We start from the raw sequence: 13,961 nt of genomic DNA, 5'->3' as shown, positions 1-13,961 counted from the left end.
CGCCCACAGGGGGCAGCAGGCCCGCCGGAGGCAACTTCTACGATCCGGTCCTCACAGATGCCAACTGCGCTCGGGCACATTCAGGAATTGTCGCGCCACCACCAAGTCGGCACCCGTCGCCGTTGGCTCCAGATGCGTGCCTGCCGGTCCGCTCCCACCAGAACTTGGTCGGCGGTGATGTTCGCTGCAACGCGTAAGTAACGGATCCCACTGTGCACGTCCGCCTCATACAGCTCGATATACCTCTGCGCGTACTCGATGTGGCTGTCCACGTCTTTGGACAGCCGGCGGTGCACGGACTGCTTCGAGACGCCGTAGAAGCTGGCAAGAGCGTCCCAGGACACGCCCCCTTGCCTGTGTACCGCGCAGTTCAGCCGTTCCAAGGACGCAATCTCACCCCTGATCGAAGGCCAGAGACGGGGGCTGTTGGCGGCCTCGGTCGTGGGTTCAGCGAGACCCCCGAAGGTGGAGGCCAGGCGCAACGCGGCTGCGGAGCGAGCAACAAGCAGGTTTCGCATGCGCTCTTCGTAAGACGTCGCATTCATAGCAGCACTGTGCCTGAGCGACGTCAGCATTTTGTTGACTTCGCGGAAGCCGCGATGGCTCCAAGCTGAAGTCACGAAGAAACCCCCTGCTGCAACAGGGGGCTCTGTTCCATCGCGTCTGGAGACAAGATGAACCAGCACCACGTTACCCCTGGCGGGTCCGCTCCGGAGGGCCGCGTGCGCGCGGCAGCCGCTCGCCTCTTGGATCAGGAGGTGTCAGCGCTGGGGCCCCTGCCCGCAACGCTCACCCTGTGCGTCATCGGGAACCCTCAAGAGCTTGCGCCGGCTACGGTGCGCCTGGCCCTCATCGCGATTCTCGTCGCGATCGTCATGGGAGTTCAGTACACCTGAGCCCTGGCTTCTCGCGGTCAGGGTGAGCGTCCAACTGCGCTACAACAACGGCGTACCAAGCCAAACCGCCTCGGCATCCAGGTCAAGGGCCTGATCCTCATCGAGGGTCAGGCCCTTGCTGTGTCTGCCGGCCATGGCGGCAGGATGACCCACGCGCCCGCCGGCGCTCTGCGCCCAAGTGAACTATGCGCATTGCACAGGGAGTTGGTAGCGCCACTCCCCGATTCACGGCCTACCGACGCCTATTGATGTCGGACATTGAGATATCAGTCAACCGAAACGCCAACATTGGCTACCACGCGCGCGTTTCACGGAACGCCAAGCTCAAAGTCCGCTCAACTCGGGTTCACATGACGACTACCACCTAGTACGTTTGTGGACGTCAAAGGGGCGCGGTATCTGACCCATACCGCTGCGGTATCTGACCAATACCGCCCTGAATAAAGAGTTGAATTGGGGGAAAATTCAATGAAGCGCATTGTCTCGGGTGCGATGTCCGCCGTCATGCTGGGAGGCATCGTTCTCGGCAGCGGCGCCGGCGTGGCGAACGCTGATTCGAGCACGCGACCCACTGCCGAGTCGCCCATGGTGAACCCCATCGAAGAAGCTCGTTCGATGTGCACCATGTCCAAGAGCAAGGACGACTGCGCCTACCTGATGCACAACACCAAGATGCTCAAGATGGTGAAGAACTGTCTGATCAAGGGGGCAATCGGTGGGGCCGGAGCGCTGATCGTCGGCCGGTACGTCAGCAAGGACGTGGCCAAGGACATCGCGAGCAAGACCGTCGTCGCCGGCGCCACCGGCTGCCTCGCCTCGCTCGCCTAAGGGCTTAGGAAATTCTGATGGCCAAGATCGTATTCACTCTTCTCTGGGCCGGCCTGCTCATCGCAGTGAACAGGGCACTCGATGACGTTACTTGGGCTCAGTATCTGGCGACGTTCGCCCTTGCAGGAATGTATGCCTTCGGCATCAACAAGGTGCCGGGCGGTCGCGGCAAGGGCACTCAAGAAGGTGCGGAGCGGTAACTTCCTTGGCGTCACGCGTCAGGGTTTCCGATCCCTGCGAGCCGCCGCCCCTTCCTGGCGGGCGGCGAGTAAAAGGCAGGCATAAAAGGGAAAGCAGGCTGTGTCGGCGGTGCCATTGGGCACCGCCGACACAGCTATTGGCTGACCACGCCACCCATGCGGCTCTTCGCCCCTCGGCGCCGCACGCCGACGAGGGCAGGCCGCTCCCGCGGCGTGACAGCTTCGCCTGTCGTGGCGCCCGATGTCGTAAACTCCTCTTGAGGACTTATGCTGAAGCCGTCCGACGAGCAGGGGACGGTGAGCACCGCATGGCCAAGAAGTACGAGCGGATCGCTGACGCGCTGCGCCAGGCCATCCGCGCAGGCCGTCTGAAGCCGGGCGAGCGCCTGCCGGCTGAGACGGCTCTCGCGCAGCAGTACAGGACCAGCGTGCCGACGATGCGCGACGCGCTCGCCGAGCTGCTCGCCGAGGGGCTCATCGACAAACGGCACGGTGTCGGCAACTTCGTCCGCGAGCAGCGGCAGCGGGTGGAGCGCTCGAACGAGCGCCATCAGTGGGAGAAGGACCGTGCGCGCCTCGTGGTGACCGAGCGCCTGAAGACCGGATCCACCGAGCACGACACCGGGCTGACCCCCTCCGACCTCGCCTTCAGGGCCGAATATCGCACGGCGAAGGCCGACGAGGGCCTGGCAGCGGCCTTCGCCGTGGCCGTGGGCACGGCGCTGCTCCGGCGCAGCTACCGCACCTTCCACCGTGACGAGGGCGCGCCGTTCAACCTCATCACGTCGCATCTGGTCCACGACGTGATCGCGCCCAACCCGGATCTCCTCGACGCGAGCAAGGAGCCCTGGCCGGGCGGCACACAGAGCCAGCTGCTCACGGTGGGCATCGAGTTGGACCGCATCGTCGAGCGCATAACGGCCCGGCCTCCCACCGCAGAGGAGGCCGAGGAACTCGGACTCCAGAAGGGCGTCTCCGTGATCCAACTCCGAAAGCTCTCCGTCGGAACCACCGGACGGGTGGTGGAGGTATCGGACCTGGTGATCCCAGGTGACCGCACCGAACTCGTCTTCACGACCCCGTTGGCCAGGTGGTGACGATGACGAACCTCATCACCGTGATGACGGCCGTCCATCCACCGTCCGCGCCCTACCTCGCGGACGCCTACAAGTCGCTCCTGCAGCAGGAGTTGCCGGCCGGCTGGGACTGGCAGTGGGTCATCCAGGAGGACGGCGAGACGGAAGAGGTCTCGCCGCACGTGCCTGATGATCCGCGGATCAGCTTCGGCCAGGGCCGCCAGGGCCGCGCGGCGATGGCGCGCACGATCGGCCTCTCACGGGCCGAGGGTGAGTACGTCAAGGTGCTCGACGCGGACGACATGCTGACGCCCGGTGCGCTCGCCCGGGACATCGCGGCCCTGACGGACGATCCGGCGGTCGGGTGGGCGACGTCCCGCGTCCTGGACTACCTGCCTGACGGTTCCACCGTCGGCTTCAACCAGGACCCGCCCCAGGGCCCGATCGAACGCGGCGCCGTCCTCCAGCACTGGCAGGACCACAACTACCGCGCCCAGGTCCACCCGGCCACGCTCTGCGTACGCCGTGACCTGCTCCTGGCCCTCGGCGGCTGGATGGCCCTGCCGGCTTCCGAGGACACCGGCCTCCTCCTGGCCCTGGGCGCGGTCAGCCGCGGCTGGTTCTCGGCCGAGACCGGGCTGCTCTACCGGAAGTGGCCGGGACAGGTGACCAGCCAGCCGGCGCATGCGGACGAGGTCGAGCGGGAGGCGCGGTTCTCGGTGATCGCGGCTCGTGCGCGGATCTTGGCTTCGCTGGAAGGCCGGCTCTTCGGCGGAGCGTAGGTCCCGCGGGCCCGGTCGGTCCCGTGGAGGCGGGCCCGCCCCTTGGGGATTCACCTCAGGGGAGGGTCTCCGCGTCCGTACGGGAAAAGATGAGTTCGCTCTCCTCGACGATGGGCTGCCGGCAGCGAGCTGCCACCTGAGCCGCCCCGGTTCGGGAGGCGGGGTAGTTGCGGGCCGTGTAATCGTTGGGCAGCCGGTAGGTGTGGAAGCCGTGCGACTTGAGCGTCTCCAGCAGCTCATCGACGGAGTCGCCCAGCTCCCGCATCCTCTGCGGGGTGACCTCGACGGCCAGCTCCGCATCCGGCCGGAGTCGACCGATCATCGGGGCCAGGCCCCGGAGGACGGCCCCCTCCGCGCCTTCCACGTCGATTTTGATCACGCGCGCACGGGCGATCTCCTCCGCCGTGACGACTTCCGGCAAGGGCAGAGCGACCGTCTCGAACGTGGATTCCGCCGCTCCGTCGTACGGGACGAGACTGTTGGCACCCATGTTGCGTGAGCTGGCCAGGACGAACCTGACCTTCCTCTCCCGGTCCGAGACGGCAGCGCGTACGGCACGGACGTTGGTGCAGTCGTTCATGCGCGCGTGCGTGGTCAGCCGCCGGTGGAAGGGCGACGACGCCTCGATGGCAACCACCCCGCCGGCCGTGCCGACGAGCTTCGACGCCAGCACGCTGTAGTACCCGATGTTCGCCCCGACATCGATGAACACATCCCCGGGCTTGAGCCGTTGCTCCAGCCAGTGCGTCAGATGCGGCTCCCAGACACCGAACTCGTAGAGGTAGCGCTGGATCAGGTCCTGCGTGTCCGTCAGGAACGTCGCGCCGAACCGGGTCCGGGCCCGGCGTAACCGAGGGTGGTCTCGCAGGCCGGCGTTGAGGAAGTTCTCGACGACCGCTGCCTTGCCGACGGCCCCGGGGCCGTAACGGACATACCAACGGGTGAGATCGAGGGCGATCTCCCTGGCGGCGTTGGACACGGCAGCTCCCGGACGTCGAACCGATGTCGCCCCGCCTCCAGCCTACGGGTGATCGATCGGAACCTCGTACGAAATCGCGCAGTAGGCCCCAGGGGCCGCGAGGGCGCGCGCAGGCGCCCGCAGAAGGGCCGTACCGACATCGGGCGGTACGGCCCTCGACGTCAGCGTGCCTTGTCGAAGTCCAGATCGAGCATGCGGATCGCGTTGCCGCGCAGCAGCTTGTACGTCACCTCCGGGGAGAGGCCGGCGACGTGTTCCGCCGCGACCTTCTTGGTGTGCGGCCAGGTGGAATCGACGTGCGGGTAGTCGGTCTCGAAGGTCGCGTTGTCGACACCGACCACATCGATGGCGTCCACGCCGTGCTTGTCCCGGAAGAAGCAGCAGAAGATCTGCCGGTAGTAGTACGTCGACGGGGGCTCCGGGATCAGGTCGCGCACCCCGCCCCAGGCGCGGTGCTCCTCCCAGACGTCGTCCGCGCGCTCCAGGGCGTAGGGGATCCACCCCATCTGGCCTTCGGCGTACGCGAGCTTGAGGCGCGGGAATTTCACCAGCACGCCGCTGAAGAGGAAGTCCATCATCGAGGCCATGGCGTTGTTGAAGCTCAGCGACGCCTGGACGGCCGGCGGGGCGTCGGGGGACGCGGCCGGCATCTGCGAACTGGACCCGATGTGCATGCAGACCACCGTTCCGGTGGCCTCACACTCCGCGAAGAAGGGGTCCCAGTAGCCGCTGTGGATGGACGGTAGGCCGAGATACGTGGGGATCTCGCTGAACGTCACGGCACGCACCCCGCGCGCCGCGTTCCGCCGGATCTCCTTAACCGCCAGGTCCACATCCCAGAGGGGGATGAGGCAGAGCGGGATGAGCCGCCCGCCGCTGTCGCCGCACCACTCCTCCACCATCCAGTCGTTGTACGCGCGCACGCAGGCCAGGCCCACCTCCTTGTCGCGCGCCTCGGCGAACGTCTGGCCGCAGAACCGGGGGAACGTCGGGAAGCAGAGCGATGCCTCGACGTGGTTGACGTCCATGTCCGCGAGGCGCGCCTTGGGGTCCCAGCAGCCACGACGCATCTGCTCGCGGGTGATCCCGTCGAGGGTCATCTCGTCTCGTGAAAAGCCGACGGCGGCGATGATGCGCTTGTACGGGAAGAGGTCGCCCTCGTACTGCCACCAGTCCGTCTGCTGGCCCTCCGGGTCCGTCGTGAACTTGTACTTGCCGCCCACGTAGGCCAGTTCGCCGATGCCGGCCGTCAGCGGTTGGGGGCCCCGGTCCCGGAATTTCGCCGGTAGCCACGTCTCGAAGAGGTGTGCCGGCTCGATCACGTGGTCGTCCACGCTGATGACCCGGGGGATCTCGGTCGTGCCGTTCGTCTCGCCAGTCATGGGGGCCTCTCCACGGATTCACCTGCGGACAGATCTGACGATCCGTCAGATTCTTTGACGGTACAGAGCGCGCGTTGAGGGGGCAAGGCGTTCGCCACAGCGGCCGTCGGGCGTCGGACCGGTACGGGGCCATGCCTGCTGATCCGAGCGGGGGGCGTACGAAGCCGGCCGACATCGCGCTCCGTCCCGGCCGGGAGGTGCCCGGAGGCGAAGGGGACTCCTAAGCTTCCCGGGACATCAGGATGAGTTCAGTTGTCTGGGGGAACGGCTTGGGTACCACCGAGCAGCTCGTGACGATCGCAGCCGTGTTGCTGGGTGCGCTGACGTCGTTCGGGGCGAATTACGTGATGGAGCGCAGTCGCAACCGCTACCAGCTGCAAACGCGGTGGGACGACGCAAAGCTAAGCGCCTACGAGTCCTATGTGGACCGGCTGCGGGCGTGCATCTTCCTGGCCGTCCAGCTCTACGAGAGCAGGGAGGGGCTCCGGTCGAGCGACAAGCCCGAGGCCGAACTGCTGGCCGAGGTCGCGGAAGCCGGGCGACTGCGAGGGCGGGCGTTCGAGCGGATCATGCTCCTCGGCGGGGACCATGTGGTCGAGGCAGCTCACGAGCTGAACGCGGTGGCGGCGGAGGTCGACTGGCACGCCACCGGCAAGGTGACCGGAACACTGGATGAGTGGCGCGGACGCAATCGTGCGGTCTTCGCCTCGATCAACGCCTTCCACGAAGCCGCCAGACGAGACCTCGGCGTCCAGGGCGGCGTGCGCGGTGAGCGGCACCCTGAGCGAGATCTGCTGCTTCCGCCGGCTCGTGGCGAGCAGCGCGACACCCACGCATGACGGCGGGCCGGAGAGTGCCGGTGCGGGCTCGTTTGCAGATGCCTCGTCGCTCCGCAGGTCCTCCGCGGGACGGCCACGTGCCGGCCCGCAGGCTCCCCGCTCCGCGCCATCGGTACCGGTCCCTCCCCTCGTGGGGACCGGTACCGAACGGCGCGGTCTGTGTCGATCCGCACCGCACCGGCGCGGATCGGGGACTGAATCATCGGTCGCCGCGGTAACGGTCCGGATGGGCCGGCTCCACGGGGCTTCTGGCTCAGGCGACGGGACCGTCGCCGCCGTCTCGTCACGGCGACGGAAGTTGGCCGAGAAAGTGCTGCGTCATGACTGGCCAATCCGAGCACTGAGCTGGTGGCCTGTCCGGACGATGCCTCGGTTGATGCGCTGTTGCGTCGTGATCCTGCCAGCCAAGGCCCCCGTAGAGGAGGTTCCGGCATCGAGAGAACGGCTTAACCGCAGGTCAGCCAGATAGGGTGAGTTTTCCGGTCCGGATGTCCAGGTGCGGGGGAAGTAAGGGGTGGACACCTTGAGTTCCGACTCAGGGGCACGCACAGCCTTCGCGGAACGTCTCGCACTGCTGTACAGGGAGGCCGGCAACCCTCCCCTCAAAAAGGTGGCCGAGGCGGTCGTCCGGCTTCAGCGGGTCGACGAACGAGGACGGCCCGTGCGGGTGTCCGTGCAGCGGATCAGCGACTGGCGACGGGCCAAGAATGTACCGGCCCAGTTCGCCGCCCTGGCAGCGGTGCTGCACATTCTGATCCCCCAGGCGCGACGCGCGCGGCCCGCCCCGGTCTCCCCGGGCCTGTACGACCTGCCCCAGTGGCAGCGCCTGTGGGAGCGCGCGGTCGCCGACCCGGTCGGCGGACGTGCCGCGACCTCCGCGGAAGAGGAGGAGCGCCCCGAGGCCGAGGCGTCGGCCGTCTCCGGTGTGTGCCCCTACCGTGGGCTCGCTTCGTATCGCCACCAGGACGCCCGGTGGTTCTTCGGCCGCGAGCGTTGCAGGGATGCTCTCGTCGCCCAGCTCCGCGCAGTGGAGGAGACCGGCGGCCTGGTCATGCTCGTGGGCGCCTCGGGGGCAGGAAAATCCTCCCTGCTGAACGCCGGCTTGGTGCCCGCATTGCAGAACGGCGCACTGGGCGACGAGGACGGTCAGGAGCGGGAGGTGGTGCAGCTCGTGCCGGGAGGCGATCCTCTCCAGGAGCTGACCCGCCGGATCCCCGACCTCGCACCCGTCCTCTTCGCCGATCAGAAAACCGCGGCGACGGAGCCCGGCACTCCGCAATTCGCGCACGCGGTGCGGGAGGCCGTCACGGCGTGGGCGCGACGCGAGACGCCCTCCCCCTCCCGTCCGGTCATCGTCGTGGACCAGTTCGAGGAGGCATTCACGCTCTGCTCCGACGAGACGAACCGGCGCACTTTCCTCCAGCTCCTCCACGCCGCGTGCACGCCGGCCCCCAAGCTCTCGACTGCGTTCGAGCAGGAGGGACCCCCATCCTCGGGTGATCCGGCCCCGGTGCTCGTCATCCTCGGCATACGCGCCGACTTCTACGAGCAATGCCTGGTCTATCCCGAACTGGCCGACGCGCTGCAACACCGCCACATGGTGCTCGGGCCGCTGACCACCGCGGAACTGCGCGAAGCGGTGACCGGCCCGGCCAAGGCCGTCGGTCTGGAACTCGAACCGGGGCTGGCGGAGCTGATCGTCCGGGAGGTGAGCGCCGACGGCCCCGGCGGGGCCCACGACTCGGGGGTGCTGCCGCTGCTCTCCCACGCCCTGCTCGCCACCTGGCAGCGGCGGAAGGCGGGACGGCTGACGCTGGCCGGCTACCGCGCGGCAGGCGGCATCCAGGGAGCGGTGGCGGCGACCGCGGAGCGGGCCTGGACCGGCCTCGACCCGGCAGCACGCACGGCCGCGCGGTTGCTCCTCCTCAGGCTCGTGCGGCTGGGCGAGGACACCCATGCCACCCGTAGGCGGGGGACGCGACGCCAACTGGCGGAGGAGTCGAGGGACCCCAACAAGACGGAGGAATCCCTCGAAGCGCTGGTTCACGCTCGATTGGTGACACTCGACGCGGACGCTGTGGAGATCACCCACGAGGCGCTGCTGCACGCCTGGCCACGCCTGCGCGACTGGATCGACGAGGACCGGAACGGCAACCTGCTGCGCCAGCGGCTGGAGGAGGACGGCAGGGCCTGGGAGGACTCCAACCGTGACACGTCACTGCTCTACCGGGGTTCGCGGCTGGAACAGGCCCGCAGCTGGGCAGCGTCTGCCGACGACACCTTCCTGACCCGCGGCGCGGTGCAATTCCTGGCCGCTTCGGTCAAGCTGCGCAAGCGCAGCGTCCGGGTCAGGCGTGGCGCGGTGGCGGCGCTGGCCGCCCTGGCGCTCCTGGCGGCCGGTTCCGCGGTGGTCGCGTGGCAGCAGCGGGACGACGCGGTGTTCGAGCAGGTGCTCGCCGAAGCCGACCGCGTCCAGTACACGGATCCGTCGCTGTCCGCTCAGCTCGATCTGGTGGCACACCGCCTGCGACCGGACGACGAGGGCACGAACAACCGCTTGATCTCCACGGTGAACGCCCCGCTGGCCACGCCGCTCCTCGGCCACACCGGCGCCGTCTACCTCACCTCCTTCAGCCCGAGCGGACGCGTCCTGGCCACCGCGAGCTACGACCGCACCGTTCGGCTGTGGGACGTAGCGGACCCGGCTCGCCCGAAGCCCCTGGGCAAGCCCCTCACCGGCCACAGGAGCTGGGTGAGCACCGCGGTCTTCAGCCCGGACGGACGCACCCTCGCCAGCGCTTCGGACGACGGCACGATCCGGATGTGGGACGTACGGGACCCGAACCACCCGCACCCGATCGGCGCGCCCTTGACCAGCCACGACGGCACGGTCTACCTGCTCGCCTTCAGCCCGGACGGTCGCACTCTGGCCTCCGCCGGCGAAGATCACAAGGTCCGCCTGTGGAACGTGGACGACCCGGGCCGGCCGCGGGCGCTCGGTGTCCTTCCCGGGCATACCGCCGCCGTGCGCTCCGTGGCCTTCAGCCCCGACGGACGAACACTGGCGGCCGGGTCCGATGACGGCACGATCAGGCTGTGGGGCACGGCCGATCCACGTCATCCGACGCCGATCGACACAACGCTGACCGGCCACAAGAGCACAGTGCACTCGGTCGCCTTCAGCCCCGACGGCCACACCCTCGCCAGCGGCAGCGCCGACGACACCATCCGGCTCTGGAACGTCGCCACCCCACGTCACGCGGCACCGCTCGGCGGGCCGCTCACCGGCCACACCGGTCCCGTGTGGTCGGTGGCCTTCAGCCCCGACGGGACGATGCTCGCCGCCGGCAGCGCGGACAGCACGGCGAGCATGTGGAACGTCCGCAATCCGGCCTACCCCTCACAGGTCGGCGAGCCTCTCGCCGGCAGCAGCGGCGAGATGTACGCCGTGGGCTTCAGCCCCGACGGGCGGACCCTCGCCACCGGGAGCGGCGACAGCAAGGTCCGCCTGTGGTCGATCCCGGCATCGGACATGATCGGCCGCATCGGAGCGTTCCGTCCGGACGGGCGGGTGCTCGCCACGGCCGCGCGCGACGAGAAGGTTCGGTTGTGGAACGTGAAGGCTTCCCACCGGCCCGTGTTGCTGGGCAAACCGTTCACGCCCGGGGAAGGGGACGCGCGGTCGCTGACGTTCTCCCCCGACGGCCGCACCCTCGCGGTGCTGACGGGAAGCCGCGCGGTGCAGCTGTGGAACGTCACGAACCCGACCCGGCCTGTTCCCTTCGGACCGCCCGTCGCGCTGAAGACGCGATACGCGGGCCCCGACGCACTGGCGTTCAGCCCGGACGGGAAGACCCTGGCAACCGCCTACGACGACCGCACCATCCAGCTGTGGAACGTCGGCGACCCGTCCCACCTTCGCCGGCTCGGCGCGCCGCTCACCGGCCACAAGGGCTACGTCAACTCCCTCATCTTCAGCCCGGACCGCCGAACTCTCGCCAGCGGCAGCGCCGACGGCACCGTCCGCCTCTGGAAAGTGGCCGATCCGCGTCACGTCACCCGCCTCGGCGCGCCTCTCAAGGGGCACCTGGGGCCGGTCAACATGCTCGTCTACAGCCCGGACGGCCATACCTTGGCCAGCGGCAGCGACGACAACACGGTCCGGCTCTGGAATGTCACCGACCCCCTCAGGACGACCCGGCTCTCCACCCTCACGGGCCACACCGAGGCGATCGTGTCGCTGACCTTCAGCCAGGACGGCCGCACCCTGGCGAGCGGCGGCAACGACGACATGGTGCGGCTCTGGGACGTCACCCGGCCCTCCGGTGCCACACCCATCGGTCAATCGATGAGCCCCAACGCCAAGACAGGGAATTTCCTGTCGTTCAGCCCCAAGAGCCACATGCTCGGAGTGTCGAGCGGAGCAGACAGCGTCCGGCTGTGGAGCCTGGACACCGAGGAGGCGATTCGCCGCATCTGCTCGGCCACTCGGGGCGTTCTGACGCCGGAGAAATGGCACGAGTATCTGCCCCGCCTCTCGTACGCACCTCCGTGCGACGATTAGCCGGTCGGCCTCGGAGAACGGAGCCGGGACGCGAACCAGGACACGCTCAGCAGCGCCCGCAGCTCGCCGTCGCCGCCCTCGGCGGCCCCGTCGAGAGCGTGATCCCGGTCACAACTTCCCGCCGCAATAAGGCAGTTGACTCGTTTTGCATCAGCAACCTTGTTAGCCTTGCTCGGAGCCCGATCGCTGGTGCATCCCCCGTCGCCAGCGATCGGGCGCTTTCCTCTTTGCGGTGGGTCGAGGCCGGTTCGGTGAACCGAAGGCCGTTCACCGAACCGAAGACGGTGGGTGTCCCACAGAACAGCCGCGTGGTCAGCGCGATGTACCGCGCGAGGTGTACCGGCCCGGGGTGGTGCCCACAACCCGCTTGAAATGCCGGTTGAGATGGGACTGGTCGTAGAAGCCCGCGGCGGTCGCCACCTCGCGCGGCGGCTGTCCGTCGAGCAGCAGACGGCGAGCCAGGTCGACGCGGCGGGATACGACGTACTGGTGCGGGGCGATACCGAAGACACCGCTGAAGGCGCGTACGAGATGCGCGGGGTGGGCGTGGAGCAGGTGTGCGGCCTCGTCCAGGGCGACGCCTTCCCTCAGCCGTTCGTCGAGGAGACCCCGCAGGCTGTGGGCGATGCCCCGGTCGGGCACCGCGCTGCCGACGGCCGGCCCGGGGCGCAGATGCTCGCGCAGTCGCTCACCGATCAGGGCCAGGCGGCTCTCCGACTCGAATTCGTCGCCCTGGTGCGCGAGGGCCGTGTGCAGTTGCCCGACGCGTCTGCGAAGGAGGGGGTCGATGATGTCCGGGCTGTCCACCGACGGCCCGATGAAGCGCTCCTCCAGCTGCGTCATGTCGAGGTAGACGACACGCTTGCGGAAGCCGCCCGGAGTGGCAGGTGAGCCGTTGTGCGGGACATGCGGCGGGAGCAGGCTCACGGTGTCGTTCGGTGTGGCGCGCTCGTGCCGGTCCAGGTCGTAGCGGACCGCACCGTCGTCCACGATCAGCAGGGTCCACGCGTCGTGGACGTGCATGGGGTACGCGTGCTCGGTGAAACGGGCGTGGAACACCTCCACGACACCCGCGACCTCCGGGCGCCAGGCGGAGATCTCCTGCCGGGGCTTCACGCAAAGAACGTACAAGACGCGGCAGAGGTGCATCGCGCAGTCTCGAAGCATGAGAACCGAGAACGAAGCCGAAGCTGACGCCGGAGCAGATGTGAAGACCGGCACCGGTACAGAGGAGGCGAACGCCCCAGTGCGCTTCGACTCCAAGATCGCCGTTCTGCTGCGCGACGACCTTGCGTCCTGGCAGCGACTGAACGTGACCTCCTTCCTGGTCAGCGGGCTCGGCACGGCGGCACCCGAGGTCATCGGCGAGCCGTACCGGGACGCCGACGGCACCTCGTACCTGCCGATGTTCCGCCAGCCCGTACTGATCTTCGAGGGAGCGAAGGAGACGATCACCACCTCGCACAGCCGGGCGCTCTCCCGCTCACTGCAGTGCGCCGTGTTCACGTCGGATCTCTTCGGCACGGGCAATGACCGGGACAACCGGGCGGCGGTGGAAGCCGTGGGCAAGGACCAACTCGATCTGGTGGGCATGGCCGTCCACGGGCCGCGCAATGCGGTGGACAAGGTCCTCAAGGGCGCGCGGATGCACCCCTGAACAGCGCGGCAGGAACAGCGCAGCTCGGGGCAGGCCGCCTCCGGGGCAGGACGACTCGGAGCAGCCCCCGCTTGCTGCGGGGACCTCGATCTCTACGGCGTTCGCGTCAGGGTTTCGTGCGTGTCCTGGGAGCGTTGTCCGGGGATGCCGTTGAGGCGGGTTTCCATGCGGGTGCGGCGTTCGTCGGCTTGGGCGGCGAGGTCGAGGGCGGCTTGGTTGAAGCGGACGGGGGAGGGTGGGTCGGAGGGGCCCAGGAGGTGGGTTTTGAGTGCGGCCCGGGCGGGGGCGAGGGTGTCGTTGTCGGGGTGGCGGACGGCGTCGAGGAGGTCGGTGACGCCGTCGGCTTCGGGGCTGAGGATGGTGGCCGCGCGGACGGTGGGGAAGTGCGCGCGGAAGTCGTCCTCGCTCATGCCGGTGGTGTTGGCCACGGCGTAGGGCTTTTCGCTGCTGAGGTAGTCCGACACGACGCTGGAGACGTCACTGATCAGGACGTCGGCCTGGTTGAAGCAGGTGAAGATCGCCGGCCGGGCGGTGGTGATGATGCGGTGCTCCCACTGCGGGAAGGAGGCCCAGTAGGCGTCCTCCCAAGCGGTGACGGCATCGGCCACGGCCGCGGCACGGCCCTCGTCCGGGGTGCCCTGCAGCCGCATCCGCTCCAGCTCGTCGGCGCTGCGGCGGAAGGCGGAGGTGGTCAGCGCGTTGAGTTCCTCGGTGCGGCGGGTGAGCTCGGCGGCGGCCTCGGGGCCGGGCAGGGCGCC

At 68.5% G+C, this 13,961-nt stretch carries 11 protein-coding genes and 1 pseudogene; 7 read left to right on the top strand and 5 right to left on the bottom strand.

Features of this window, described 5'->3' with window-relative positions:
* Positions 1-80: 80 nt before the first annotated feature.
* Positions 81-620 carry a hypothetical protein gene (locus tag ACH4FH_RS24790; protein WP_398558079.1) on the bottom strand — a complete coding sequence of 180 codons (540 nt, stop codon included), beginning with the start codon at positions 618-620 and terminating at the stop codon, positions 81-83.
* Between the two features lie 744 nt (positions 621-1,364).
* On the opposite strand from ACH4FH_RS24790, the gene ACH4FH_RS24785 reads away from it, so the two are divergent.
* The 4 genes from ACH4FH_RS24785 (at position 1,365) to ACH4FH_RS24770 (ending at position 3,782) form a co-directional block, all read left to right on the top strand.
* Positions 1,365-1,724, top strand: coding sequence for a hypothetical protein (locus ACH4FH_RS24785; RefSeq protein ID WP_398558078.1), 360 nt, complete (start codon positions 1,365-1,367; stop codon positions 1,722-1,724).
* A gap of 17 nt (positions 1,725-1,741) precedes the next feature.
* On the top strand, positions 1,742-1,924 hold the full coding sequence (locus tag ACH4FH_RS24780) for a hypothetical protein (protein WP_398558077.1): 183 nt from the start codon (positions 1,742-1,744) through the stop codon (positions 1,922-1,924).
* A 308-nt stretch (positions 1,925-2,232) separates the two neighbouring features.
* Positions 2,233-3,021, top strand: coding sequence for a GntR family transcriptional regulator (locus ACH4FH_RS24775; protein WP_398558076.1), 789 nt, complete (start codon positions 2,233-2,235; stop codon positions 3,019-3,021).
* A gap of 2 nt (positions 3,022-3,023) precedes the next feature.
* Positions 3,024-3,782, top strand: coding sequence for a glycosyltransferase family 2 protein (locus ACH4FH_RS24770; protein WP_398558075.1), 759 nt, complete (start codon positions 3,024-3,026; stop codon positions 3,780-3,782).
* A 55-nt stretch (positions 3,783-3,837) separates the two neighbouring features.
* Here the strand turns inward: ACH4FH_RS24770 and ACH4FH_RS24765 are convergent, their stop codons facing one another.
* Both ACH4FH_RS24765 and ACH4FH_RS24760 read right to left on the bottom strand, forming a co-directional pair.
* Complete coding sequence (locus ACH4FH_RS24765; RefSeq protein WP_398558074.1) at positions 3,838-4,761, bottom strand: FkbM family methyltransferase; 924 nt, start codon at positions 4,759-4,761, stop codon at positions 3,838-3,840.
* 161 nt (positions 4,762-4,922) lie between these two features.
* Positions 4,923-6,143, bottom strand: coding sequence for an amidohydrolase family protein (locus ACH4FH_RS24760; RefSeq protein WP_398558073.1), 1,221 nt, complete (start codon positions 6,141-6,143; stop codon positions 4,923-4,925).
* A gap of 290 nt (positions 6,144-6,433) precedes the next feature.
* On the opposite strand from ACH4FH_RS24760, the gene ACH4FH_RS24755 reads away from it, so the two are divergent.
* Positions 6,434-6,982: a hypothetical protein gene (locus tag ACH4FH_RS24755; protein ID WP_398558072.1), complete on the top strand. Its 549-nt coding sequence runs from the start codon at positions 6,434-6,436 to the stop codon at positions 6,980-6,982.
* A gap of 514 nt (positions 6,983-7,496) precedes the next feature.
* Positions 7,497-11,546 (top strand): AAA family ATPase, encoded by a 4,050-nt coding sequence (locus ACH4FH_RS24750; RefSeq protein WP_398558071.1) that lies wholly within the window; start codon positions 7,497-7,499, stop codon positions 11,544-11,546.
* 312 nt (positions 11,547-11,858) lie between these two features.
* Here the strand turns inward: ACH4FH_RS24750 and ACH4FH_RS24745 are convergent, their stop codons facing one another.
* Complete coding sequence (locus ACH4FH_RS24745) at positions 11,859-12,695, bottom strand: helix-turn-helix domain-containing protein (RefSeq protein ID WP_398558272.1); 837 nt, start codon at positions 12,693-12,695, stop codon at positions 11,859-11,861.
* A 16-nt stretch (positions 12,696-12,711) separates the two neighbouring features.
* Here ACH4FH_RS24745 and ACH4FH_RS24740 point away from each other — a divergent pair, with 16 nt between their 5' ends.
* Positions 12,712-13,203 (top strand): DUF2000 family protein, encoded by a 492-nt coding sequence (locus ACH4FH_RS24740; RefSeq protein WP_398558070.1) that lies wholly within the window; start codon positions 12,712-12,714, stop codon positions 13,201-13,203.
* 92 nt (positions 13,204-13,295) lie between these two features.
* On the opposite strand, the pseudogene ACH4FH_RS24735 reads toward ACH4FH_RS24740, so the two are convergent.
* A pseudogene (locus ACH4FH_RS24735) lies at positions 13,296-13,961 on the bottom strand (hypothetical protein); the annotation flags it as partial.

The organism is Streptomyces sp. NPDC017993, assembly GCF_044328065.1.
GTDB lineage: Bacteria > Actinomycetota > Actinomycetes > Streptomycetales > Streptomycetaceae > Streptomyces.
The sequence above is the reverse complement of the archived record's forward strand: the minus strand, read 5'-3'. Positions and strand labels throughout refer to the sequence as shown.

What these genes read in the sequence shown, in the direction of transcription:
- ACH4FH_RS24785 (WP_398558078.1), top strand. Translation starts at nt 1,365, where the DNA reads ATGAAGCGCATTGTCTCGGGTGCGATGTCCGCCGTCATGCTGGGAGGC.
- ACH4FH_RS24780 (WP_398558077.1), top strand. Translation starts at nt 1,742, where the DNA reads ATGGCCAAGATCGTATTCACTCTTCTCTGGGCCGGCCTGCTCATCGCA.
- ACH4FH_RS24775 (WP_398558076.1), top strand. Translation starts at nt 2,233, where the DNA reads ATGGCCAAGAAGTACGAGCGGATCGCTGACGCGCTGCGCCAGGCCATC.
- ACH4FH_RS24770 (WP_398558075.1), top strand. Translation starts at nt 3,024, where the DNA reads ATGACGAACCTCATCACCGTGATGACGGCCGTCCATCCACCGTCCGCG.
- ACH4FH_RS24760 (WP_398558073.1), bottom strand. Translation starts at nt 6,143, where the DNA reads ATGACTGGCGAGACGAACGGCACGACCGAGATCCCCCGGGTCATCAGC.
- ACH4FH_RS24745 (WP_398558272.1), bottom strand. Translation starts at nt 12,695, where the DNA reads ATGCACCTCTGCCGCGTCTTGTACGTTCTTTGCGTGAAGCCCCGGCAG.
- ACH4FH_RS24740 (WP_398558070.1), top strand. Translation starts at nt 12,712, where the DNA reads ATGAGAACCGAGAACGAAGCCGAAGCTGACGCCGGAGCAGATGTGAAG.